Source organism: Micromonospora sp. NPDC050417 (genome assembly GCF_044458865.1).
Classification (GTDB): domain Bacteria; phylum Actinomycetota; class Actinomycetes; order Mycobacteriales; family Micromonosporaceae; genus Micromonospora_G.
In genome coordinates this window covers 175,863-200,452 of sequence record NZ_JBITIH010000002.1, presented here as the reverse complement: position 1 = coordinate 200,452, position 24,590 = coordinate 175,863, and the positions used below count along the sequence as shown (strand labels likewise).

Annotated in this window: 19 protein-coding genes; 5 read left to right on the top strand and 14 right to left on the bottom strand. The window is 68.5% G+C overall.

The window, feature by feature from the left end:
• Window positions 1–142: 142 nt before the first annotated feature.
• The 4 genes from ACIBF5_RS03510 to murJ all read right to left on the bottom strand — a co-directional run bounded on the left by ACIBF5_RS03510 (window position 143) and on the right by murJ (window position 5,624).
• Window positions 143–1,111 (bottom strand): hypothetical protein, encoded by a 969-nt coding sequence (locus ACIBF5_RS03510; protein WP_396807700.1) that lies wholly within the window; start codon window positions 1,109–1,111, stop codon window positions 143–145.
• Complete coding sequence (gene sigM, locus ACIBF5_RS03505; protein ID WP_396807698.1) at window positions 1,108–1,866, bottom strand: RNA polymerase sigma factor SigM; 759 nt, start codon at window positions 1,864–1,866, stop codon at window positions 1,108–1,110. Before sigM ends, ACIBF5_RS03510 begins: the two co-directional genes overlap by 4 nt.
• A gap of 49 nt (window positions 1,867–1,915) precedes the next feature.
• Window positions 1,916–3,508 carry a protein kinase family protein gene (locus ACIBF5_RS03500; RefSeq protein ID WP_396807696.1) on the bottom strand — a complete coding sequence of 531 codons (1,593 nt, stop codon included), beginning with the start codon at window positions 3,506–3,508 and terminating at the stop codon, window positions 1,916–1,918.
• Between the two features lie 370 nt (window positions 3,509–3,878).
• A complete protein-coding gene (murJ, locus tag ACIBF5_RS03495) occupies window positions 3,879–5,624 on the bottom strand; it encodes a murein biosynthesis integral membrane protein MurJ (RefSeq protein ID WP_396807694.1) in 1,746 nt (581 codons plus the stop codon).
• A gap of 153 nt (window positions 5,625–5,777) precedes the next feature.
• On the opposite strand from murJ, the gene ACIBF5_RS03490 reads away from it, so the two are divergent.
• On the top strand, window positions 5,778–7,280 hold the full coding sequence (locus ACIBF5_RS03490) for a CCA tRNA nucleotidyltransferase (RefSeq protein WP_396807692.1): 1,503 nt from the start codon (window positions 5,778–5,780) through the stop codon (window positions 7,278–7,280).
• Between the two features lie 81 nt (window positions 7,281–7,361).
• On the opposite strand, the gene ACIBF5_RS03485 is transcribed toward ACIBF5_RS03490, so the two are convergent.
• Window positions 7,362–7,919 carry an NADPH-dependent FMN reductase gene (locus ACIBF5_RS03485; RefSeq protein ID WP_396807691.1) on the bottom strand — a complete coding sequence of 186 codons (558 nt, stop codon included), beginning with the start codon at window positions 7,917–7,919 and terminating at the stop codon, window positions 7,362–7,364.
• A gap of 305 nt (window positions 7,920–8,224) precedes the next feature.
• On the opposite strand from ACIBF5_RS03485, the gene ACIBF5_RS03480 reads away from it, so the two are divergent.
• Window positions 8,225–8,719 (top strand): methylated-DNA--[protein]-cysteine S-methyltransferase, encoded by a 495-nt coding sequence (locus ACIBF5_RS03480; RefSeq protein ID WP_396807689.1) that lies wholly within the window; start codon window positions 8,225–8,227, stop codon window positions 8,717–8,719.
• Window positions 8,720–8,834: 115 nt separating this feature from the next.
• Here the strand turns inward: ACIBF5_RS03480 and ACIBF5_RS03475 are convergent, their stop codons facing one another.
• Together ACIBF5_RS03475 and ACIBF5_RS03470 are read right to left on the bottom strand one after the other, a co-directional pair.
• Window positions 8,835–9,914: an inositol-3-phosphate synthase gene (locus tag ACIBF5_RS03475; RefSeq protein ID WP_396807687.1), complete on the bottom strand. Its 1,080-nt coding sequence runs from the start codon at window positions 9,912–9,914 to the stop codon at window positions 8,835–8,837.
• Window positions 9,915–9,934: 20 nt separating this feature from the next.
• A complete protein-coding gene (locus tag ACIBF5_RS03470; RefSeq protein WP_396808265.1) occupies window positions 9,935–10,582 on the bottom strand; it encodes a PadR family transcriptional regulator in 648 nt (215 codons plus the stop codon).
• Window positions 10,583–10,758: 176 nt separating this feature from the next.
• Here ACIBF5_RS03470 and ACIBF5_RS03465 point away from each other — a divergent pair, with 176 nt between their 5' ends.
• Window positions 10,759–11,220, top strand: coding sequence for a DUF5318 domain-containing protein (locus ACIBF5_RS03465; RefSeq protein ID WP_396807686.1), 462 nt, complete (start codon window positions 10,759–10,761; stop codon window positions 11,218–11,220).
• A gap of 316 nt (window positions 11,221–11,536) precedes the next feature.
• Here ACIBF5_RS03465 and ACIBF5_RS03460 read toward each other — a convergent pair whose 3' ends face one another.
• On the bottom strand, window positions 11,537–12,028 hold the full coding sequence (locus ACIBF5_RS03460; RefSeq protein ID WP_396807684.1) for a hypothetical protein: 492 nt from the start codon (window positions 12,026–12,028) through the stop codon (window positions 11,537–11,539).
• A 91-nt stretch (window positions 12,029–12,119) separates the two neighbouring features.
• Here ACIBF5_RS03460 and ACIBF5_RS03455 point away from each other — a divergent pair, with 91 nt between their 5' ends.
• Complete coding sequence (locus ACIBF5_RS03455) at window positions 12,120–14,363, top strand: transglycosylase domain-containing protein (RefSeq protein WP_396807682.1); 2,244 nt, start codon at window positions 12,120–12,122, stop codon at window positions 14,361–14,363.
• Between the two features lie 53 nt (window positions 14,364–14,416).
• On the opposite strand, the gene ACIBF5_RS03450 is transcribed toward ACIBF5_RS03455, so the two are convergent.
• The 3 genes from ACIBF5_RS03450 to ACIBF5_RS03440 all read right to left on the bottom strand — a co-directional run bounded on the left by ACIBF5_RS03450 (window position 14,417) and on the right by ACIBF5_RS03440 (window position 19,073).
• Window positions 14,417–17,278 (bottom strand): hypothetical protein, encoded by a 2,862-nt coding sequence (locus ACIBF5_RS03450; RefSeq protein ID WP_396807680.1) that lies wholly within the window; start codon window positions 17,276–17,278, stop codon window positions 14,417–14,419.
• A gap of 26 nt (window positions 17,279–17,304) precedes the next feature.
• Window positions 17,305–17,955, bottom strand: coding sequence for a hypothetical protein (locus ACIBF5_RS03445; RefSeq protein ID WP_396807678.1), 651 nt, complete (start codon window positions 17,953–17,955; stop codon window positions 17,305–17,307).
• Window positions 17,956–18,287: 332 nt separating this feature from the next.
• Complete coding sequence (locus ACIBF5_RS03440) at window positions 18,288–19,073, bottom strand: BTAD domain-containing putative transcriptional regulator (protein ID WP_396807676.1); 786 nt, start codon at window positions 19,071–19,073, stop codon at window positions 18,288–18,290.
• Window positions 19,074–19,519: 446 nt separating this feature from the next.
• Here ACIBF5_RS03440 and ACIBF5_RS03435 point away from each other — a divergent pair, with 446 nt between their 5' ends.
• Complete coding sequence (locus ACIBF5_RS03435) at window positions 19,520–21,055, top strand: glycosyltransferase family 87 protein (RefSeq protein ID WP_396807674.1); 1,536 nt, start codon at window positions 19,520–19,522, stop codon at window positions 21,053–21,055.
• 93 nt (window positions 21,056–21,148) lie between these two features.
• On the opposite strand, the gene ACIBF5_RS03430 is transcribed toward ACIBF5_RS03435, so the two are convergent.
• The 3 genes from ACIBF5_RS03430 to ACIBF5_RS03420 form a co-directional block, all read right to left on the bottom strand.
• A complete protein-coding gene (locus ACIBF5_RS03430; protein ID WP_396807673.1) occupies window positions 21,149–23,344 on the bottom strand; it encodes a hypothetical protein in 2,196 nt (731 codons plus the stop codon).
• Window positions 23,344–24,150 (bottom strand): deoxyribonuclease IV, encoded by an 807-nt coding sequence (locus tag ACIBF5_RS03425; protein WP_396807671.1) that lies wholly within the window; start codon window positions 24,148–24,150, stop codon window positions 23,344–23,346. The genes ACIBF5_RS03430 and ACIBF5_RS03425 overlap by 1 nt, the downstream gene beginning before the upstream one ends.
• Window positions 24,151–24,348: 198 nt before the next feature.
• Window positions 24,349–24,483: a hypothetical protein gene (locus ACIBF5_RS03420; protein WP_396807669.1), complete on the bottom strand. Its 135-nt coding sequence runs from the start codon at window positions 24,481–24,483 to the stop codon at window positions 24,349–24,351.
• Window positions 24,484–24,590: the final 107 nt, after the last annotated feature.

Below are 24,590 nucleotides of genomic sequence, written 5' to 3'. Positions count from 1 at the left end.
TCGATGCCGGCCGACATGCCGGCCGATGATCCGCGACCGGCAACTGATGAGCAGAACGCCATACTACGAAGCGGAAATTCCCCAGCCGGTCGTCCGGTGGGTCACGTCACGCCGCCGGCCAAAGGCCGGTGAAGGAGTGGATTCACCCTACCCGTGCGTGGTAGCGGGTGTCGGGTCCAGACCCGGGCTGTCCGCACGCCACCCCGCTGACCCAGCCCCAGCGGGCACCGGTCTGGTCGGTGAACGCGACGACGAGGGCGGGATTTCCTTCGAAGGTGGCGAAGTCGACCAGTTTGAAGGTGACCGGGCCGAGGCCGTGGGTCAGCGCGATCGCGTCCAGGCATGCGGTGAGCGCGGTCGGATCGCCCAGGCGGGCCAGGGCGGCGGGAATCCGGACGCGGTCCTCCTGCGTAGAAGGTGCCGCCATCGTCCCTGGTGAGCCGCTCGGTGGTGCGGCGGTGTCGGCGCCGCCGCGTTCCTCACCGCTGTGTCGTCCGAGAGCGGCGAGTGTCGACGACAGGCCGGTCGAGGTGTAGTTCGTGCCGCTGGCGAATGCCCGCTCGGGTGCGAGCTCGTTCAACGGCAGTTCGCTGACGGCCGGTGGTGCGTCGACGGTGTTGGAGGTGGCGCCGCCGTCTTCGGCGGACATCCCGAGCCGGCTGAGTCCGAAGCCGGCGAAGGCGGCGACCGCCGCGGCGACCGCCACCGGACCGGCCAGCCGCGACCAGCGTCGTCGGCTCGCCCGGACGGGGCGGTCACGGTCGCCGGGCACCCGGTCCTCCGGATCGGGTACGAGGCTGAGCCGGCGTTCCGTGACCTCGGTGGGCTGGGACGGGATGGTCGCCGGTTCGATCGGAGCGGCGTTGGCGAGCGCGGCGGTCAACCGGTCGGTGATCTGGGCCGGCATCGGTTCGGGTGCGGCGGCGAGGACGTCGAGGCTCGCCCCGACCGAGTCGAATGCCCGGCTCAGCTCCGCGTGGGCCGATGCCCACTCCGGGTCGGTGCTGATCAATCGGGTGACCGCAGCCTCTTCGGGGGTGTCCGTCAGGACCCCCCCGAGGTAGTCGGCCAGTAGGTCGAGGTCGACCCGACTGGACTGGCCCGCGGTCACTGTTCCTCCTGGATGCCGTCGCGTCCGGACTGACCCGACCCCGATCGGACGTTGTCGCCGGGCACGGGGTTCCCCGGGGTGACCGACGGCACGGCCTCACCCGACCTGCTCGGCGCCGGTACGACCGGACCACGCGGTCGTAGGTGGCCGAGGATCAGGGCCAGCCGGGCGCGGCCCCGGGCGCAGCGGCTCTTCACGGTGCCCTCCGCCACGCCGAGCATCACGGCGACCTCCGCGACCGGATAGCCCTGCACGTCGACCAGGATGATCGCTGCCCGCTGTTCGGCCGGGAGTTGGGCCAGTGCCTCCTGGACGACGAGCGCGGTGTCATGGTCCGGAGCCGGGGCGGCGGGCTCTGCCCCTGACCAGCGTACGGACTCGTCGGTCCGGGAGCCGTCGGGCAGTGGCACGGTCGGATGCGCCTGTCGCCGCCGGATCCGGTCCAGGCAGGCGTTGACCACGATCCGGTGCAGCCATGTGGTGACCGCCGCGTCTCCGCGGAAGCGGGCCGCCGCCCGATGGGCCGAGAGGAGCGCGTCCTGGAGGGCGTCGGCCGCGTCCTCCCGGTCGCCGAGCGTACGCAGCGCCACCGCCCAGAGCCGGTCCCGGTGCCGGTGGAAGAGCTGGGCGAAGGCGTCCCGGTCACCGTCGACGTGGGCCCGGAGCAGGTCTGCGTCGGTATGCCCGGCGAGCCGGTCCGGTGCGTTGTCGACGGGCTCGCCGCTCGCCTCGTCCGACACCGGGAGGCCGGTCATGACTCGGCCCGGCCCCGTGGACCGGTATTGCGAGACGGCCGGCCGGTCACTATCCCTGGACCGTGATTTCCTGGATGCCGAGCCGGTACTCGCCCTTGGCGTTCTTGTCCATGTCTGTCACCCAGAAGAGCAGGTACTGGTATTTCTGGGTGGCGTCGAAGGCGCTGAAGGTCATGTTCGACCCGGCCCGCTCGTACGGCTCGCCGACGATCTTGTACGTGCTCACGATCTGGTCGTCCGCGGCCTTGCTCGACGCCGGGTTGATGTCACCGCTCTTCAGTTCGGCGGTGACGCCGCCGCTGGCGAGGTGGACGGTCAGGGACTTGACGGTGCGGGGTTCCTTCAGGTCGATCAGGACACCCATGCCGGACTTCAGGTTCGCGAACTTCGGCCCGTTGTAGGAGTCGGACTCCCAGCCCTTGTTCTCGTCGCCGTCCACCACCGCGGCGGCGCCGTCGAGTTCCTCGCCCCGGTCGCTCCCGGTGCTGACAATCCGGACGCTGCTGCCGTCGATCGCGATCTTCTGTGGCTGGGAGGCCGGAGTGTCGCCGCCGCCGGCAGGGGAGCTGACCCCGGGCGAAGTGGGCAGGGTGGCAGTGTCGGTGCCGCCCTTGTCGTTCAGCGCGTTGATGCCGAAGTAGAGACCGATCAGTGCGATCACCAGGAGTGCCGCCACCCCGGCGACGATCTTGCGGGTGCCGGCCGGCTGCGCCGGTGCTCCGACGCCCTCGTCGTGGTTGGCGAACCGCAGTGGCCCGCTGTTGTCCAGGTACTGCTCCTCCGCGGCGGCGTTCAGCCGGCCCAACTCGGCGGCGAGTACGTCGACGGAGGGGACGGCGAGCTGCGGGTCGAGCAGGTCCATGGTCAGGTCGTCGAGGTAGGCCGGCACGCCGGCCCGGACCTGGCGGGGGGCGGCGAGGGCACCGTTGGCGTCCCGGACGCCGTCCGGCAGGGCGGAGCGGCCTCGGCCGCCGGAGAGGTTGGCTTCGACGTGTGGCCACGCGCCGGTGAGGGCGAAGTAAAGCACGCCGCCGACCGCACGGGCGTCGGTCTCGACGGTGTCGGCACCGTCGGCGCGGGCGTCGGCGAGCACCACGCGGCCGTCGTCACCGACCATCACGGTGCCCGGGTGGACGTTGCCGTGCACCATGCCGGTGGCGTGCACGGCGGCGATGGCGCCGGCGACGGAGTGCGCGATGCTGGTGGCGCGGGCAGGTTCGAGTGGGCCGTCGGTGACCAGTTCCCGCAGGGAGTGCCCGTCCACCCATTCGCGGACGACGTACGCCCGGTCCTCTTCGTCGATCGCGTCGTAGACGCCGACCAGATTGGGGTGGATCACGCGGCTCGCGGTCACCGCGGCCTGGAGCATCTCCATCGCGGAGTCGCCACCCGGGTAACGCAGCACTACCGCGACGGGTCGGCGGAGCACGACGTCGACGCCCCGCCAGACCTGTCGGCCGGCGCTGTCGTCGTTGATGTGCTCGGCCAGCTCGTACCGCTCGGCGAGGACCTCACCGACGGCGGGTGCACCGAAGGCCAACGCGGGCGGAGCGACCTCGTCCGCCTCCTGACCTTCGCCGACCTGGGTCACCCGTCCTCCCTCGATGATTGTCGCGATCGATGGACCCGTGCTGCTGGGCATTGATTTTCCGCTCTATCGCCGGTGGACCGGACGCTGGGCGCCATCCCATAGCGTAGGCGCTCTCCGCACCTGTCGAGAGCGACCTTACCTGGGATGGACTCATCCCCGACATGTCATCTTGCGGGCGTACCCCACCTGGTGCCGGGTGTATGCCGAACAGTCCAAGTACGACCGGCGCCATCCGCCTTGACGGCACCGGCAATTCATAATCTATCGGTTCATTTCAACTAGATGGAGGAGGGGCAGGAGGTCTGTACCTTCCGGCACCTTCCCCCGCTGGCAGGACCCGCCGTTGTCCACAGCCCATCGGCAGCTCATCCACGACCACCCCTTGGTTATCCACAGACCATCCCCAGGCCGGTACGCCCGATCAACGACCGATCTTGCGTCTCACCAACTGGACCACCTCGCTGATCTCACGAATCCGCAGCAACAGGGCGAGGCCCAGATAGGTCAGCCCGATCATGCCGCCGCCGACGATCAGATGGATCAGTGCCTCCACCCGGTTCGGGGTGGAACCACCCGGCAGCAGTTGGAGGACGAGCCACCCGACGAGCGCCGAGCCGAGGGCGGCGACGATCACCTTGCCGACCGTCGCCATGATCTCGCCGAGCTGGAGCCGGCCGATCCGCCGACGCAGCAGCAGGGCAGTGATCACCACAGCGGCGAGGTACGACACCGCGTTGCCGAGCATCAGTCCAGCGGCGGTGAACGAGGTGCTGAACGCGGCGAAGAGCCCGACCTGCACCACCACCCGGATTCCCACCACCGGAATGTTGATCAGTGCCGGGGTCTTGGTGTCCGGAAGCGCGTAGAAGGCGAAGGTGAAGAGCTGGCTGACCGCGAACGGGATCAGCGCCAACGCCCCGACCAGGAGCACCACCGAGGTGGCGGTCGCGCTCTCGGCGCTGAAGGCGCCGTACCGGAACAGGGTGACCGCGATCGGACTGGACAGCACGGCGTAACAGACCGCGATCGGGGCGAGTACCGCGGTGACCACCCGGGTGCCCCGGGACAGGTCGGCCACCACGTCGGCGTACCGGCCCTCGGCTGCGGCGGCGCTCATCCGAGGCATCAGCGCGGTGAGGATCGACACCGCCACGATGCCGTGCGCCATCATCACCAGGAGGAAGACGTTGTTGTAGATCAGCGGGCCGGCGTCGTCCTCGTGCCCGGCCCGGTTCAGCAGGTTGAAGAGCACGGCCAGGCCGATCTGGCTGACCGCGACGTAGCAGAACATCCAGGCGCCGAGGCGGCCCAGCTCCCGTAGCCCGAGAGCGCGGAAGTCGAACCGCCAGCGCCACCGGAAGCCGACCTTGCGTAGCGCTGGCAGCAGCCCGGCGGCCTGGATGACCACGCCGAGCAGGGTGCCGCCGCCGAGCAGTGCGATCCGGCCGGGCGTCATCTCGTTCGCCGGGATCACCTTCGCGCCGAAGATCGCGATGTAGACGCCGAAGGTGGCGATCACCACCAGGTTGTTCAGGATCGGCGTCCACATCGGGGCGGCGAAGTGGCCCCGGACGTTGAGAACCGCGCTGATCAGCGCGGAGAGGCCGGTGAAGAAGATCATCGGCAGCATCAGGTACGAGAGGAGCGTGACCAGTCGCTTGAAGTCGTCGCTGGTCTCCTCACTGCCGTACAGCGCCGTCAGCACCGGGGCCGCGATCACCGCGATCACCGCTGCCACGGCCAGCCCCAGCACCGCCAGGGTGAGCAGGCGCTGCGCGTACGCCTGGCCCTGGTCCGGGTCGGCCTTGCGGCGGCGTACCAGCACCGGGATCAGCACGCTGGTCAGGATGCCGCCGAGCAGGAACTCGTAGACCATTCCCGGGAAGATCTGGGCGGTGGTGTAGGCGTTGCCGACGGCGAACGTACCGAGCGCCGCGCCGAGGGCCACCGTGCGCAGGAAGCCGGTGCCCCGGCTGACCAGGCTGCCGATCGCCATCACCGCGCTGTTCGAGGCGGCGTTTCCCTCGCCCGGCGGCTCCGGCGCCGGCGCGGTGGTTTCGACCATGGGCTGGTCGAGTGACTCGATGGAGATCAGCGTGGCGCCGTCCGGCGGCGGCGCGGACCCCTGCGGCATGGCGTTCGCGCTGCGGTACAGCCCGTCGCCCATGTCAGCCTCCCCAACCGGTACGGCGGGCAGGCGTGCCCACCGATACTGCTCAGACCTTAGTCAACCGGTGCGGGCCTACGCCGCGCCGAGTCCGATCCCGCTGGTCTGCCCGCTGCGGCGTGGCTCCCGGCGGACCGATAGGCTGGCGCTCCCATGTCCGAATCCTCCGCTCAGAACGCCGCCGAATCGGCCGCGTCAGCCGCCGGCAGCGCCGCGGCCCGGTCCGCCGCGCCCGGATTGACCACCGCACAGCGCAACGCCGTCGCCGAGCTGATGCGGGTCTCCCCCGTCGCCGACGAACTGGGGCGCCGGTTCGCCCGGGCCGGGTTCGAGCTGCACCTGGTCGGCGGTTCGGTCCGGGACGCACTGCTCGGGCGACTCGGCGACGACCTCGACTTCTGCACCGACGCGCACCCGGACGACACGTTGCGCATCGTGAAGGGCTGGGCCGAGGCGACCTGGGAGACCGGGCGGGAGTTCGGGACCATCGGCGCGCAGCGCGAGGGTCTGCGACTGGAGATCACCACCTTCCGGGCGGAGTCGTACGACCAGATCACCCGTAACCCGGTGGTGGAGTACGGCACCAACCTCGCCGACGACCTGCGGCGGCGGGACTTCACCATCAACGCGATGGCCGTCAGCGTTCCCGGGCACAGCTTCACCGACCCGTACGGTGGCCTGGCCGATCTGGCCGCACGGGTGATCCGTACGCCGGGCACGCCCCGGGAGTCGTTCGGTGACGACCCGTTGCGCATGCTCCGCGCGGCCCGCTTCGCCGCCCAGTTGGGCTTCACCGTGCAGCCCGAGGTGTACGCGGCCATGGAGGCGATGGCGGGCGACCTCGACCGGATCACCGCGGAGCGGATCCGGGACGAGTTCACCAAGCTGCTCTGCGGCGCGGACCCGATCACCGGGCTGCGGCTGCTGGTCGACACCGGCCTCGCCGAACGGTTCCTGCCCGAGCTGACCGGCCTGAAGCTGGAGATCGACGAGCACGCCCAGCACAAGGACGTGTACGAGCACACCCTGATCGTGGTGAGTAACGCGGTCCGGCTGGAGGGGCCGGAATGCGACTTCATCCTGCGGATGGCCGCACTCATGCACGACGTCGGCAAGCCGGCGACCAAGGCGGTCGGTTCCGACGGGCGGGTCAGCTTCCACCACCACGAGGTGGTCGGGGCCAAGTTGACCAAGCAGCGGATGAAGGCGATGCGTTACCCCAAGGACGTGATCTCGCAGGTGGTCGCGCTGGTCGGCCTGCACCTGCGGTTCTACGGCTACGGTCGGGGCGAGTGGACCGACTCGGCGGTCCGTCGTTACGTCGCCGACGCGGGTGAGCTGCTGCCACGACTGCATAAGTTGACCCGGTCCGACTGCACCACCCGGAACCGACGCAAGGCGCGGCAGCTCGCGACGGACTACGACGCGCTGGAGGAGCGGATCGCGCGGATCCAGGAGGAGGAGGACCTCGCCCGGGTCCGGCCCGACCTGGACGGCAACGCGATCATGGAATTGCTCGGCGTACCGCCGGGTCCGCTGGTCGGGCAGGCGTGGCGGCACCTGAAGGAGCTGCGTCTGGAACGTGGCCCGATGGACCGGGACGAGGCCGAGGCGGAGTTGCTCCGCTGGGCACGTACGCAGGGCATCGGGGGCTGAACCCGGCGGAGGTCGGAGACGGAAGGGGCGGCGTCCGTCCGGACACCGCCCCACCTGTGGTACCTCGTGCGGGTGACGCTCTTACTTGCGCAGCGTCTTGAGCGCGCCGCCCCAGGCCACCACCTGGTCGAGCACGGTGGTCAGGGTGTCGTCGTGCATCGGGGCCGGCTTGAAGACGCTGTAGTTCTCGAAGTCGTTGTACAGCGAGAGAGCGACCTGGGCGCGGACGGTCGCGACCTGCAGCTCGGCCATGATCAGGCGGAGGTGCTCGACCGCGCGGGTGCCACCGACGCTGCCGTAGCTGACGAAGCCGGCAGCCTTGTTGTTCCACTCGCCGTAGAGGTAGTCGATCGCGTTCTTCAGGGCACCCGAGGTGGAGTGGTTGTACTCCGGGGTGACGAAGATGTACGCGTCGAACTCGGCGATCTTGGCAGCCCACTCTTTGGTGTGCTCGTTGGCGTACTGCCCCATCGACGGCGGGATCGCCTCGTCGAGGTGCGGCAGGTTGTAGGTCGCGATGTCGACCAGCTCGAACTCGGCGTCGGTCCGCTTGCTCGCGATCTCGTTGACCCAGCGAGCGACGGCCTCACCGTTACGACCCGGTCGGGTGCTGCCGAGGATGATGGCTACCTTGGTCATGTTGCTTCTTCCTTTACTAGGGTGACGTGTCATCCTTAGACACCGCCGTAGCCAGGATGACACGTCACCCTTGTGCGGATCATCAGACGTGACGCATGCCTCATGGCTCCCGAAACGAGGACCGGGCAACCGCCGGGATGAGGTGCGGTCGAGTGACAAAAAGCCCCGGTAGGCGCCAGCATCGCACGTACGACCGGAGCAGGTCCGGGCTTCCGCGAAGCCGTACCGGCAGCAGCCGGTTCGAGCCACAGGAGCGGTCCTCCGGGGGCGCCGAGGTCCCGGGCCCGCCGACGGATAATGGGCCGATGCGCTGGACCGTGCTCGACTCACCGATTGGTGAACTCTCCGTCGCCGTGGACGAGGTGGGTGTCTGCGGGGTGCAGTTCGGTCCCGTCGCGGGCGCGGCCCGGGCCGACGCCGAGCCGGTGCCGGGAGTCGGGTGGCTGCCGGCCGCGCTCTCCCAACTGCGCTCGTACTTCACGGGCGAGCTGACCGACTTCACCGTTGCGCTCTCCGTCACCCGTGGCTCCGATTTCGAACGGGCGGTCTGGCGCGAGATGACCACGATTCCGTACGGCGAGATGCGGACGTACGGCGAGGTAGCCACGGCCCTGGGCGATCCGGGCGCGGCTCGGGCGGTGGGGGTGGCCTGTAACCGGAACCCCATCCCGGTGATCGTGCCGTGCCACCGGATCGTCGGCGCCGGCGGCAAGTTGGTCGGCTTCGGCGGGGGTCTGCCGCGCAAGCGCTACCTGCTCGAACTGGAGGCCCGGGTGGCACTGCAACGGGCCTGGGGCTGACCGGTCCTCGGGCCCGGGGCTGATCGGCCCGGAGAAACCAGCGAGGGCCGGGTCCATGTGGACCCGGCCCTCGACGCACTGACCGGTGCTCAGCGCACGCGGTGCGGTGCGACCGTCAGCGCTCGACCTTGCCGGCGATGAAGTCCTCGACCGACTGGTGGGCGTCGTGGTCGGAGTACTGCACCGGCGGGGACTTCATGAAGTAGGACGAAGCCGAGAGGATCGGTCCGCCGATACCCCGGTCCAGGGCGATCTTCGCCGCGCGCACCGCGTCGATGATGACGCCAGCGGAGTTCGGCGAGTCCCAGACCTCGAGCTTGAGCTCGGCGTTGAGCGGCACGTCGCCGAAGGAACGACCCTCCAGGCGGATGTACGCCCACTTGCGGTCGTCCAGCCACGGCACGTGGTCCGACGGGCCGATGTGCACGTCGCCCTTGTTGATCTCGTGCGGGATCTGCGAGGTGACCGACTGGGTCTTCGAGATCTTCTTGGAGACCAGGCGGGTGCGCTCCAACATGTTCATGAAGTCCATGTTGCCGCCGAAGTTGAGCTGGTAGGTGCGCAGCAGCTCGACACCGCGGTCCTCGAAGAGCTTGGCCAGCGCGCGGTGCACGATGGTCGCGCCGACCTGGCTCTTGATGTCGTCGCCGACGATCGGCAGGCCGGCGTCGGTGAACTTCTGTGCCCACGCCGGGTCGGAGGCGATGAAGACCGGGAGCGCGTTTACGAACGCGCAGCCGGCGTCGATCGCGGCCTGGGCGTAGAACTTGTCCGCCTGCTCGGAACCGACCGGCAGGTAGGAGACGACCACGTCGACGCGCGCGTCCCGCAGCGCCTGCGCTACGTCCACCGCCTCGGCGTCGGACTCCTGGACGATCTCACGGTAGTACTGGCCGAGACCGTCGAAGGTCGGGCCACGCTGGACGACGACGCCGGTCGGCGGTACGTCAGCCAGCTTGATGGTGTTGTTCTCGCTGGCCACGATTGCCTCGGCCAGGTCCATGCCCACCTTTTTGGCGTCCACGTCGAACGCCGCGACGAATTCCACGTCGGAGACGTGGTAGTCGCCGAAGGTAACGTGCATGAGACCCGGCACGCGGTCGTTTGGGTCGGCATTGCGGTAGTACTCCACGCCCTGAACCAGGGACGAGGCGCAGTTTCCGACACCGACGATGGCGACGCGGACGGAGCCCATCGCGTTTGCCTCCTTCTTTATCACGGCCGCTCCGGCTCGGTGCTGGACTGCTGCCCAGGCGGAGACGGGCTTATTTCGGTTGATGGGGCCCCGCCGACACCCGAATCGGGTGCCGAGGGGGACCGGCCGGAGCGCTCGTTGGCGATGAGCTCCTCCAGCCAGCGGACTTCGCGTTCGCAGGCGTCCAGCCCGTGGCGCTGAAGTTCGAGTGTGTACGCGTCGAGGCGCTCGGCCGCTCGGCCCAGCACGTCGCGCAGGCCCTCGCGACGTTCCTCGATCTTGCGTCGGCGACCTTCCAGGATCCGCAGACGGGTGGCCTGGTCGGTACGGGCGAAGAACGCGAAGTGCACCCCGAATCCGGTGTCCTCGTACGTCTCCGGACCGGTTTGCGCGATGAGTTCGGCGAACCGTTCCTTGCCTTCCGCGGTGATTTTGTAGACCACCCGACCCCGTCGGCTGGTCAGGGCCGGGACCAGCTCGGTGGTGACCGATGTCTCGGTGGCCTCGGCTATCCAACCGGCGGCTTGCAGCCGGCGTAGCGTCGGATAGAGCGAGCCGTAGCTGATCGCCGCGCGGATGGCGCCGAGCTTGGCGGCGAGCTCCTTGCGCAGCTCGTAGCCGTGCATGGGGGACTCCTGTAGGAGGCCGAGGATGGCGAGTTCAAGCATCTGGTGCCTGTCCTCCATTCCCCGCTTGTTCCCTGGTAATCCACCCGATGTATCGGACCGATACATCGCACCGTAGACCCCTTGCCCCCGCCAGGGCAAACCCTGATCAGCATGCGTGTTGTCACAGAGTGTGACGGCGGTCGCCTCGTAGGCCCGAACCGCGTACCCTTCACCGCATGCGTACGCAGCGCCAGGTGGTGGACTACTCGCTCCAGAAGCGGGCGGTTCTGCGTGAGGTGTACGCCGGACGGGTTGGCACGTACGAGGTGTGTGACGCGTCTCCGTACCTGAAGAATGCCGCTCGCTTCCACGGTGAACCGACCGAGGTGCGGTGCCCGATCTGCCGGCGCGAGAATCTCACGTACGTCCACTACATTTACGGCGATGAGCTCAAGCAGTCCGCCGGCCAGGCGCGCACGTTGGCTGAGTTGCCCGTGCTCGCCATGACGGTGCGTGAGTTCCAGGTCTACGTAGTCGAGGTGTGCCGCGCCTGCGACTGGAACCACCTTGTCGAGCAATACCTGCTCGGCAGGGATGGCTTGACCGGTGAGCAGGGGGACTCGCAAATGGACGAGGCCGTCGCCGCCACCGGATCCCGAGCCCCGGTGGCTCGACGAAGGCGTGAGGCGCGCCGGTGATCCCACCGCCCCCGGCCCTTAGCACGGTTTCCCAGGTAAGTCAGGGCGAGTGGCGGATTACTAACCGGATAAGTCCGGAAATTCCCGAAGCGGCTGCAGGCAATGGGCAATACCGGCCAAGCTTGCAGCGTGTTCTAGCTCACGGCAACCCGGTGGCGGCCCTCGTGCGCGCCACCGCGACCGGCAGGGTGTGACAGATGAACTCGTACGGCGACCCCAGTTCCGCGCGCGGTCAGGCCCATGGTCCAGGGCCCAACGGCGACCCCGGACCCGCGGCGGACGACCCGTACCGGCGTCCGGCATCGGCCGCCCCGACCTACCGCTCGTCCGCACCGGAGGGTACGGCCGGTGGTTGGTCCGCCCAGAGCGGATCGAACGGCAGCAACGGTCCGGCCGCGTCACGCGGATCGGCCTCGGTGGGCCCGGCGTCGAGTGGACGGGCCTCGGTCGGCTCAGCCTCGGTCGGCGGCGCGTCGGCCGGCCCCGGGCCGCGCGGTGACTCCCCGGCCGGTCCCGGCGGCAGAGGCCCGGCATCGCGAGGAGCAGCCTCGGTCGGTTCGGCCTCGGTGGGTTCGGCGTCGCGTGGTGCCGCTTCGGTCGGTTCGGCATCCGTCGGCGCCGGGTCTGCGGGTCGGGCGCAGGTTGGCCGGGCCACCCCGCCCGGGGCGGACAGCGGATTCGGCGGTGACCGACCGGCCGGTCGGGCCAGCGTCGGCTCCGCGTCGGTGGGTGGCGTCGCCGCCCGGGCGAGCGTTCGCCCCAGCGGTCCTGCCGGACCTGCCGGGCCTGGCGGCCCGGGCGGACCCAACGGGCCGGACGGGCCGGGTCGACGTGGTCGGCGGGGCGACGGCGATCCCGAATCCCTGCGGAAGGCCAAGATCCGTAAGCGGGTCAACTGGTTGATCGCCGGATTCGCGGTGCTCATCATGCTGGCCGGCGGCGGCGTCGTGGGCGTGACGTACTACTCGACCCAGGTGCTGCTCCCGTCGGACATGCCGCTCCCGCTCTCCAGCACCATCTACGCCAACAATGGCAAACAGGAGATGGTGAAGCTCGGCGAGGTCAACCGGAACTTCGTCACGATCGACCAGATCCCCGACGAGGTGGAGCACGCGGTCGCCTCGGCCGAGGACCGCAACTTCTACACCCACGGCGGTGTCGACTACGTCGGTATCGCCCGGGCGGCGTGGAACAACTTCACCGGCGGCACCAAGCAGGGCGCCTCGACCATCACCCAGCAGTACGCGAAGAACGCGATGGACCTGACCGGTGGCTACGGCCGGAAGGTCAAGGAGGCAGTGCTCGCCTCGAAGCTGAACGAGAAGTACCCGAAGCCGAAGATCATGGAGTTCTACCTGAACACCATCTACTTCGGCCGGGGTGCGTACGGCATCGACGCGGCGGCGCAGGCGTACTTCAAGAAGCCGGTGGACAAGCTCAACGTCGGCGAGGCGGCGGTGCTGGCGGCGGTCATCAAGCAGCCGCAGCCAGACCAGGAGACCGGCCACAAGGGTTACGACCCGGCGGAGAACCTGGAGGCCGCCCAGGGGCGGTGGACGTACGTGCTCGACGGAATGATCGAGAAGAAGTGGCTCACCCCGGATCAGCGGCCCACCGAGTATCCGAAGGTCGAGCCGAAGCCGGCCGACACCGCCTGCAGCCTTGAGTGTGGCATCAACACGCCGTCCGGCAACGTGGTCAACTACGTGCGCGACGAGATGGTGCAGAAGAAGATCTGCAAGGACGCGGAGACGTGCATCAAGCAGATCCGCGACGGCGGTTACAAGATCACCACCACCATCGACTGGAAGATGCAGAAGGCGCTGGAGGCCGCCGCCTGGCGTAAGGCGAGGGGCTCCGAGCTCGAGGGTCAGCCGGCGAACCTGATGGCGGCGGCGGCGGCGATCGAGCCGGGAACCGGGCGGGTGCTGGCCTACTTCGGTGGGGACAACGGCGTCGGCCACGACTATGCCGGCAAGAACATGGAAGGCGGCCTGACCGGTGGTCACCCACCAGGCTCGACCTTCAAGATCTACACGTTGGCGGCGGCACTCGAGGCCGGCATAGCGGTCGACTCGCACTGGGACTCGACCGAGTTCAAGGTCCCTGGCGGCGGCCCGACGGTGAACAACGCGAACCGGAAGCCCGCCTGCGCGAAGTACTGCACGCTGGATGAATCGACTGTCCAGTCGTACAACGTGCCCTTCTACCACGTCACCGAGAAGATCGGGATCGACAAGGTGGTCGACATGGCCAAGGCGGCCGGTATCACCACCATGTGGACCGACGACGGCAAGCCGTACGACATGGTCAAGGGCTCCGGCAAGGACTCCCCGTTCGACACCTACGTCGGCTTCGGTCAGTACGGCGTCACCGTGCTCGACCATGCCACCGGTGTGGCCACCCTGGCCGCGCGGGGCATGTACGCCGAGACGCACTTCATCAAGAAGATCGAGCAGAAGAACAAGGAGACCGGCGCCTGGGAGGAAATCGGCGGCGAGCAGATCAAGCCCGTGCAGCGGATCCGGAAGGTGGTGGCGGACGCCGTCAACGCGGTGCTTGAGAAGGTCCCCGCGGTCGGCAAGGACACGCTCGCCGGTGGCCGCCCCGCCACCGGCAAGACCGGCACCTGGGAACTGAGCCCGACCAGCAGGGAGAACGCGCACGCGTGGATGGTCGGAGCCACGCCACAGGTGGCCACGGCGGTCTGGGTCGGCAACGTCGGTGACCTGAAAGCGATCAAGGACAAGAACGGCGCGTCGATCCAAGGTTCCAGTCTTCCGGGTGAGATCTGGAAGGTCTTCATGAACACCGTCATGAAGGGCCAGGAGACGGAGAAGTTCCCCGACCCGCCGAAGGACTTCGGTGACCCGGACGCCGGCAACGGGGTCAAGCCGGTCGCGCCGTCGATCTGCACCCTCCCGGTCCAGATGTTCTGCCCGCCGGGTAGCACCTGGCAGCCCCCGGTGCCGCCGCCTGGTCAACCGGGTGGGCCTGGTCAACCGGGTGGCCCCGGCCAACCGGGTGGCCCCGGTCAACCCGGTGGGCCCGGTCAACCCACACCTGGCCTACCGGATATACCCGGGCCGCCAGGTGGTGGCAACGGTGGTGGGATAGTCCCCACCGACGGCACGCGACGCTGATCGACTGAACGGGCCGGCGGCCGGGTGTGAACCCGGCCGCCGGCCCTTTTGGTTTAGTTGTAGCGGGTGCCGCACGCGCGGGCGGTGCCCTGCTGGGGTACGAACGCGACCGCGTCCCAGGCGATGTCAACCTCGCCGAAGGTGCCATCGTCGATCATGTTGCTCAGTTGCACGTGGGCGCCCGGCTTCAGGAGATACCTGCCCAGGTTCACCCATCGATCTTCACCGAGCGTCGACGCATCCTGATCGATCACGCAGCTGGATTCGAGTGTGCCGATGGTGTCGGATTTGATGATGTACTCGGCAGCGGGGACGTTGGCGCCGTGTGACGGTAGGTGCACCAGGATGTCGTAACCGCCCACTGTCGGGAGGTTGGGCGTCCAGGTCCCGACGATCCTGTGGAGCATCGCCGCCGTGTTTCCGGTGCGGAAGTCGGGGTCGTATGCGTGGCTGAACCACATGTGGCCCAGGTAGCCGGCGCCCGCCTGGTGCAGGTCGATCTTGGCGTACTCGCTCCAATGGATGCCGGTAGGACTGCCGGTACGCATGGTGAACTTGCCGCCCCACGGTTGGTTCGCACACCCGAGCCGGTTGTCGGCGGTGCTGGCCAGGTCGTCCACGATGATTGCGCCCGCTGCTGACAGCGGTGCGCAGTTCGTGGGATAGACGCGGATCACCGACGGTTCCGGGAACCCGGGAAGGTAGCTCAGCTGCTCCTTGGCGAACTCCAGCTCGCTGTTCGCCTCCAACCAACTCGTGGTGCCGTGCCAGTAGCACAACTCGTTCCACGACGGGCAAGGGTCCGGCTGGTCCTCGTCACAGTTGTTCACGGGGCCGCAGAACTGGTAGCGGGACGGGAGAGCCAGCAGGCCGCCCGAGTCGGGACCGAAGTCGGGGCTGGCGTACTTGGTGAAGGGGTCGATCCACTGCCACTGTGGAGTCTCGGCCCAGCCCATGATCTTTTCGGGATAGGTCCAGTCGGACGGGTGGCTGGCATCATCGAGCGAGCCCCGCAGGAAGGGCTCACGGTTGGCCGGGTAGTCCGGGTTGGCGGGGTTGTTGAAGAAGCCCACACCGTAGCCGCCGGGCCCAATAGCGTGGATTCCACTGTTGTAACCCCAGACCGCTAGGTACCAGTTCTCCAGGTAACGCGGATCGTCGTTGTTCACCCAGCTGTTCGTCGCGCGTACCTCGTTGTACTTCGCGACGAGGATCTGCAGACCGGCCGCGATGTTCGCCGCATAGTCGAGCGCGATGGCATTCTGCTGCTGTGCCGTCCACCGCGACGAGCCGAACACCATTCCATCGGTCACCTGCGAGATCCCGTAACCGCAATCGGCCTCGTCGAAGTCGATGACCTCCACGTCTCCACCCCAGGCGCGATGTCCGTAGTAGTCGGAGACCAGCGGGTTGCCCGTGTCGCCGGGAACGGCGTGCCAGGAGGCCTGGTACATGTTGGTTTCCTGGGCCAGTACCGCGAGCATGATCTGGGCTGGCACCTGCGGACCGCTCACCGGCTTGAACAGCGTCTGTGGGACGTATGCCGCCGACCCGGGGTACAGGTAGCCGGCCGGACGCTGAATCTTGAGTTCGCCGTGGACGGCCAGGTCAACCGCCCACTCGACCTGGTTGGCACTTGGTTGCCTGGACTGGCGCTTGACGTCATTGCGGGGAACGATGCACTTGGGTTTGGTGTTGTTGTCCCCCATCGTCGTCATCCCGGAGGTGGTTCGGCCCCCACCAGTGCTGGGCGGGACGTCCGCCGCCGGCTTGCGCTCCGTGCCGACCGTTCCGGTACTTATCCGGCCGGTGCCCGTCGCCTGTACGGTGGCGCGGAACGTCCCGGTTGTCGGTGACGGAGTTTTCGCTCCCGCCAGCAGTGCCGGCGCCTGCGCGGCCCGGTCGGTCAGCATCTCCAGCGCGAGCAGATGGCCCTGCTGGGAGACAGCGCGTACCTTCTTCGACGCACCCGCCAGGGTCAGATCATTCTGGCCGGTGGCGTTGATGCCGCTGATGTCTCCGGCGAGGATGTTACGGCCGCCGGAGAGCCGGAACAGCTCGAGTTTGGTCCGGGGGGCGTCACCGAGCCGGGTCTGCTTGCCGTTGACGTAGCGGTAGGCCACCGCCCGCTCGGCCGCGCCCTCTGCCGGGCGCTGCACGGTCAGCAGGTCGATCGCGCCCGTTCCGGTTGCCTGTACGGCGAACGGCTGCCCGCCGGGCTTGGCGATCGTGGTGAGCTTGCCCGACGGGTCGACGCGGCTGAGCGCGCCGCTCACGACGCCGTAGTCCCCGTCCGGTGCGGGCACCGGGTTGGTGAGATGGGCGTCGATCCGCCTGGTGCCGATCGCCTTCCCGGCCGCCGGATCCACGGTGATCAGATCGGTCTTCGGTTGCTCGACGGCGGTCGACCGGGTCAGCAACACACGGTCGGTCGGACCGCAGGACGGGTTGAAGTAGGCGAGTTGCACCGGCTCGGCGATCGGGCTCACCTTGCTGCTTTGTAGGTCGACGACGGCCGCGAAGGCGCCGCCCTTCACCAGCTTGGGCTTGTTGGCGAAGGTGGCGGGCGCGAACACGACGGCCGCGTACCGTCCTGAGCCGGTGACGCAGACGTTGCCGGTCCACGCGCCGACACCGGTCAGGCCCGCGTTCAGGGTGACCAGGGTGGTCCACGCGAACGCGTCCTTCTCCTTGGCGACGTAGAGGTGGAAGCCCTCCGTGTCGCCCAGGCCGGTGACCAGGACATCGCTCGACTGCCGCCAGTTCGCGCCCAGTGCCACGTCCGGGTCGACAAGAGCTGCCTGGTCGTACCTGGTCGTAGGGGGAGCCTGGACAGCCGGTCCCGGTTGTGCCGTCGCGGATGCCGGGACGAACAGGGTCGCGACGGCGAGTGCCGCGCACAGTCCGAGCCGCACGGGGCGTCGCATCGTTCTTGTCAAGGTCAGAGCCACGGCGTACACGCCTCCCGGTCGTCGAAGTTCCAGGCAGAGTTGGTCCGCACCGGAGCAGGGTCCGACGATCTGTAGATCCAGACACAGAGTTGGATGGATGTGTTCCAGTCCACCAGCGGCGTGCGGTAGGTCTGCGTACCGGGAATCTGGTAGTAGGGCATGTTGCTGCCGCCGACCGGGCGTTCTGCCCAGATCGTCTGGGCCCATCCGCCAGTCTGTGGTTGGCTCCAGAACTGGAGGTCCGGCACCCAGGGGTCGGTTGCACCCCATTCAGCCCAGCTGAAGTTGAAGTCGGCCCAGGCCGCCCGACATTCCGGCGAGTAGTACACCGTTCCGTTGCCTATGTAGTCCTTGCCGTCGTGCCCGGGCGTCGGGTCATCGGAGGTTTCTTCGTCGGCGTCGAACTGGAACGGGTGCAGGAAGATTTCCTGTGTGTTGGCGGTCATGCAGCCCGCGGTGTCCGGCCACTGTCCATTGCAGGTCTCCGCCAGGCAGCTCGCCGCCTGGGCTGGCCGCTCGGCGGTCGTGAAGGTGGTGCTGGTGACGGCGATGACGAGCAGCAGGGCCGTGCTCCCCAGCCGGAGCCAGAACCGTCCCTTTCGGGGCGGTCGAGGGGCCAGCGCGGGTGGTCTCGCTTGCATGGGTGCTCTTCCCTTCTCCGCGTCCACGGCGGACGCACAGAAGGTCACCGTCGCAGCCCCTGCCACTCCCCTGTCACCATCGCGTCACTCATCGGCGAACGTCACCGCCGTGTGGGGATCCAGCCGGCCGGGCAGCATCCGCTCCAGGCCGGAGATTCGACCCGAGGGCCGGTCAGCTCGGCGCAACCCGCGGTGACGTGAGGACCGGGGACGTTGGCCGTTCCGAGGTGATACCGATGCGGGTGACGGTGACCGACGGGGCACGCGCGGCGACCACGTACGGGACCGCCCGGTCGGGCGCCCGACCGGCCAGCGGAGCGAGGGGCCCAGGACTACCCGCCGATCTTGGCTCCCCGAGGGTCGGGCGAGTGCCCGGAAAGCAGCAGTTGGACCGTTGCCGTCAGATCGGCCAGGGTGGAGGCAACCGATTGCACGATGTCCAGGTCGATGTTCACGTAGCCGGCCCGGGGGAACTCGTCGGCCGGCTTACCGAGGATCTTCTGTTCCACCTCGCGTAGCGCGGGGCTCGGGCCGATGCCCAGATCGGTGTCCAGTCTGAGTTTCAGGTCGTGGATCACCTGCAGTGCCTCGGCGCGTCGAGACGCACCGTTCAGGGCTTCGGCGAGACGGCCGTGCATGCCCTCGTGGTACGGGTGCAGCCGCACCCACGAGGTGAGGTCGGCGATCAGAGCGTTGTGGTTGCCCTGTGCGAACTCCAGTTCGATGAGACCTTCGATGGCATGGACCCGCGTCTCCTCAAGGTTCGCCGCGTCCGCGATCAATGCGTCGGAATGCACATCCTCAAGTGCCCGACCGTGCCATAGGCTCAGTGCTTTACGAAGCGAGGCGGTGGCCTTGGATAACTCGCCCGAACGAGTCAACAGGTCGGCATCGTGGCAGAGCCGCTTGAATGCTTGCCCGTCGACAAGATTGTCCGGGAGTTCGAGCGTGTAACTGTTGGCTCGTCGCGAGAGAACGTGGTTCCTGCCCGCATTGGTGAGGATGGTCCTGAGCGACCCAATGCAGTTCTGAACCTGCTGGCGGGCGGTGGCCGGCGGGGAGTGCTCCCACAGCACATCGATCAGCCGGTCGGTCGAAACGGGTTCGTTGACCTCCACCAGGAGGGCTGCCAGCACTTTTCGGTGACGTGCTCCGCTTGGTGAAATCTGCTTATCATCTGAGCGAACAGTTACTGGCCCAAGTATTCGAAAATCCACTGTTCCCCCCGTTCGGGTCCACGATCAAGTATCACATGGGGATCTCTCTTGATCAATACCGGCTTTGGGGTGAATTGACCATCAGGTGGGCGCAACAGGTCGAGGGCACTAATGCCTGGTCAGGTGCACATCAATGGGTGCCGGATCCGGGACTGGCCCGACGGACAAGAGTGGTCTAATCAGGCATATGAGTCTTTGGGGTCGTCGGGTAGGACGGCTCGACCACCCGGCCCGCCACCAACCGACCCGCGTACCCGCCTGTCAGGGCTGCACCGGTCATCGTCTGCCGCATCCGTGACCGCCCACGTACTCGTGGGGGGCTCGTTGATGCGGCATTATGTCGGGTCATGAGCGTGCAGCCAACGGCAGGCATCGACGAGCCTGAAAAGGTGGACCACCCCTCCCGTTCGGACGGGTTCGTCCGGGGGCTGGCCGAGGCGATCGGTGGACCCCTCGGCAACTACGCCGTAGAGGTCGGCCACCCCCGTGGCAGCCGTGGTGGTGTGTTCTGGAGCGCCGCACGCATCGTGCTGGCGCTGACCTGTCTCACCCTCGCCCTGCACTGGGTGCAGAAGTCGCCCTGCCAGGACGGCGCGTGGCAGAACAACATCCAGTACACCCGGCTCTGCTACACCGACGTGCTCGCGCTCTACTACGCCGAGGGCCTCAACGAGGGCAAGGTCCCCTACCAGGACCACCCGGTCGAGTACCCGGTGGTGACCGGATACTTCATGGGCGCGCTCGGCCTACCCGTACACGCGCTCGGGGAATCCCGGCCCGGCCTCAACCAGGGCATGTGGTTCTACAACCTGAACGCCGTCGTACTCAGCGCGCTCGCGGTGGCCACCGTCGCCATGCTCCTGTCACTGCGCCGACGTCGACCATGGGATGCCGCGCTCTTCGCACTCTCCCCGGCGCTGCTGGTCACCGCGACCGTCAACTGGGACCTGCTCGCCATCGGGCTCGCCGCCTTCGGCCTCTACGCCTGGGCCAAGCGTCGACCGGTGGCGGCCGGCGTCCTGCTCGGGCTCGCCGGCGCCGCGAAACTCTTCCCGTTGTTCATCATCGGCCCGATTCTCGTGCTGGCCGTACGGGCGAACCGACTGCGTCAGGCCCTGGTCGCGACCGGTGCCGCCGTCGTCACCGTGGTGGCGGTGAACCTGCCGGTGGCGATCCCGTACCGGGAGAGCTGGATGCGGTTCTTCGACCTGAACAGCGAACGGCCGATCGACTGGGGCACGCTCTGGTACATCGGCCGCTACCTCGACGGCAAGTGGAACAGCGGCAACCCCGGCGACCAGGGGCCGTTCCAGTGGCTGAGCAACAACGTACCGACGCTCAACATCCTGACGTACGCCCTCTTCATCCTGGCGTGCGGCGGTGTCGTCCTGCTCGCCGCGTTCGCGCCGAGACGGCCCCGGCTGGCCCAGTTGGCCTTCCTCGTGGTCGCCGCGTTCCTCATCTTCAGCAAGGTCTGGTCCCAGCAGTACACACTCTGGCTGCTGCCGCTGCTGGTGCTCGCCCGACCACGGTGGGGCGCCTTCCTCGCCTGGCAGTTCGCGGAGATCTGCTACTTCGTCGCCTTCTACGGTGAACTACTCGGCGCCTCCGGCAAGCAGGTCTTCCCGGAGGGCGTGTTCGTGCTCGCCGCGACGCTCCGCTGGGTCACGGTGGTCATCCTCTGCGTGCTGATCGTGCGTGAGGTCCTCCGACCCGAACTCGACCCGGTGCGCGCGACCTACGAGGACGACCCGGACGGCGGGGTGTTCAACGGCGCGCCGGACGCGCCGTGGTTCACCCGTTGGCGTACGGGTCGGCGGGCGGACCACTCCGACGCCGCACCCGAACCGCCCTCGGCCGGCCAACCCGTACCGGCCCCCTGACCGGCAGCACCGAGGGTACGAATCGAACTGGCCCGGACCACCGCATCGCGGCGGTCCGGGCCAGTGCTGTTGCCTGCTTGATCCGCGCCCGGGTCAGCCCTGGGCGAGCTGGTAGACGATGGTGTCGCCCTGGTCCTCGCGCTGGATCCCGAACTGATCCACCGGCAGTTCGGCGGCCTGCTCCCAAGGCGTGCCGGCGATCCGGTCCTTGAGCAGTACGACCGTCCTCACCCCGAGCCCGCGTAGGTAGTCCACGCTGCCCTGGTCGGGGAAGGTCTGGGTCCGCTCGCGTACCTCCGCGAGAGACTCCGGGGTGAAGCCGCTGCCGCCGTTCACCACGTCCTGGAACCGGCTGGTCGACCAGAGCATCACGTGCTGGTCGGTGCCCTGGTCGGAGGGGAGGACCATGATCGGCCCGTCGACCGTACGAAGCGCGGCGGGTTGGGCCGGCACGATCGGGGTCGGGGTCGAGTTGAGTCCTTCGACCAGGACCAGGGCGAGCGGCAGCAGGGTCGCCAGGCGCAGCAACGGGCCGGGACGTGGCGGGATCCGCTCCGCCGCCGAGATGTCCCGGGCACGCCGCGCGAAGGCGCTCACCGCACCGGCGCCGAGGATGCCGAGCAGCAGCGTGGTCCAGATCATCAACCGGCCCGGCGTACGTACCCCGTCCCAGCCGGGAAGGTTCTCGAAGAGCGGCAGGTAGGTGAAGCGTCCGCCGAAGAACTCGGTGCCCATCGCGAGGATGGCGGTCACCAGCGTGGCGGCGAGCAGAAGCAACCGCTGCCGTACGGTCCAGATGGAGAAGAACAAACCGGCGAGGGCGAGCGCGTAGAGGGCGTACCCGGGCAGGAGGGTGTTCTCCGGCGCCCACGGCAGCCCGGCCCGCGCCGCCTCGTGCAGCCGGCCCCAGATCAACGACTCCTGCGGTGCGACCACGAATCCGCTCGGCGGCGGCGAGAAGAGCGCGAGGTCGCCGACCGTACGTTTGGCGTTCGGGTGCAGCTCGGCGACCTTGAAGTACGGGATGGCGAGCAGTGCGCCGATTCCGGCGAAGATCACCGCTCCCCAGAAGTCAGCCAGCAGCAGCCGGATTCCGAGCGGTCGCCGTTCCTTCCACACCCAGGTGCGTCGGACGAACCAGGTCACCGCGGCGACGAGCATGATCACGGCCAGGAAGTACGCGAACGGAAGGCCGATCCCGAAGCCGAGGCTGAGCTGCCAGGCCGCGACGAGCCAACCGGCGAGCGCCCACCCGGCGTGCCGACGTTCCGGCCGGAAGCCGTGTCGCAACGACCAGCCGTGTCCCCGCGCCAACATCGCCAGCGCCAGCGGAATTCCGCCGTTGGAGAGCACATGTAGGTGACCGGCTTGGGAGAGGAGCCACGGCGGGTAGGCGAAGGCGACCCCGGCCACCGCTGCGCCGATCTTGCCAGCGCCGAGTTGGCGGACCAATGCGTACGCGCCGAGCGCCGCGAGCGCGTGCGCCAGCACAAAGATGATGTTGTAGCGGAGGATCGCCGCGACCGGACCCTCTCCGATCATGCCCGCTGGCGCGTAGCCGAGCAGGGTGTCGGAGAAGGCGAAGCTCCACGACTCCGGGTAGAACGCGTTCGATTGCCAGAGCAGTGCCGGATTGGTCAGCAGGATGTGTCCGGACCAGGACATCTGCCATGCCTGGAGAGTCGGGTCCCAGATGTCCTGGGCGATGGTGTGCTGCGGGTAGCGCAGGGTCGGCCAGGTCAGTACGACCGCCAACGCCAGACTGGCCAGACTGGCCAACGTCCACTCGTGGATCAACACCCGCCCGACCGCGCGGCCCACCCGACCGACCGGTCCGGGCACGGGCTCCGGTGCCGGCCCGAAAGCGGACCATCGGTCCACCGAGTCGCTCGCGGCAGACCCGGCCGGGGTGGTCGTGGCGCGACGTCCTGGCACGATCCGCCGCCACCAGGGCCGGCGCACGACGGGCTGGGCGGCGACGTCGGGGGCGATGGTGCCGAGGTCGATGACGGTGTCGCCCGCCGCTTTCTCCGTCCCAGCCGCGTCGACCTTCTTCGCGTCGTCCGTCTTCTCGCTGGCCTGGTCAACCCCACTGGACTGGCCACCGGTGGTGGCCTCGCCGTTCTTGGCGGGCGAGGTGGCCTTGGTGCCCTTGGCGGGCGGGGTGACGCTGGTCGACCCGTTGGTGCTGCTGCCCGATCCGCCGTTGGTCGCTCCGTTGACGGCGGGAGCTGCGTGGTCGGCTGCTTCGGCGGGAACGTCGGTCATGTTCGACTGGTTCGTTGTCATCAGGCTCTTCCCCTACCACCCGCGTGCTGCTCGCCGCTTACGCGTTCACGCAGGTAGGCGATGTCCGCGCGCTGCCCCTCCGCCCCGCCCGGTGTCTCCACCACGACGGGTGCGCCAGCGGCGCGGATCACGGCGACGACCAGGTCCGGATCGATGTTTCCCTGCCCGAGGTTGTCGTGCCGGTCGCGGCCGGAATCAAATCCGTCTTTCGAGTCGTTGGCGTGAATCAGGTCGATCCGACCGGTGATCGCCTTGACCCGGTCCACGATGTCGAGGAGGTCCTCACCGCCGGCATGGGCGTGGCAGGTGTCCAGGCAGAAGCCGACACCGTACTCGCCGACGGCGTCCCACAGCCGGGCGAGCGAGTCGAACCGGCGGGCACAGGCGTTGTCACCACCGGCGGTGTTCTCGATCAACACTGGGGTGGCGAAACCACCGGACTCCGCCGCGTACGCGAAGGTCTTCCGCCAGTTGTCGAAACCCTTCGCGAGGTCGTCGCCCTTGTTCACGTGCCCGCCGTGTACGACCAACCCTCGCGCGCCCACCGTGGCAGCCGCGTTGGCGTGCTCGATCAGCAGTTTGCGGCTGGGGATGCGGATCCGGTTGTTGAGCGTCGCCACGTTGATCACGTACGGCGCGTGGATGTAGACGTCGACCTCGGCGGCGCGTAACCGGTCGGCGTCGGCGCGGGGTTCCGGTGGCTTCCACCCCTGCGGGTCGGCGAGGAAGAACTGCACCGTGTCCGCCTGCCGGAGGGTGGCCTCGTCCAACGGGTCCGCCGAGTCGACGTGGGCTCCGATACGCATGAAGGCGAGCCTACGTCCCGACGCCGTGTGCGACATCGCGGCAGACCGCCGGACCTCGTAGCGCAGGCGTTCCGGCACCCTGCGTTACCGCCCGCGAGGCTGGTCGTTAGCACTGGTGAGACTCATGGTCCGGCAGTTTCGGACCGGGTCTGGAAGCACTGCCGAACCAAGGGATGAAGAAGTGCCGCCGCTGCTCCGTCACCGTCGCGCCACCGTGGCTGTCGCCGCGTTGTTCGCTGGCGCGCCGCCGTTGGCGGCGGCGGTCGCGGTCGGCGCCCCGGTTGCCGGCGCTTCCGGACGGGACAGCGCCTCCGACACCGACTCGGGGGGCAACCACCTGCTTCGTCTCCGCCACGCACCCGTGGGGCGGACCGACTCGACGAGGGTGCCCTCGCCGCGGTCGGGCTGCCGGGTCGCCGCCGGTTCGGTGGTGCGGGTGG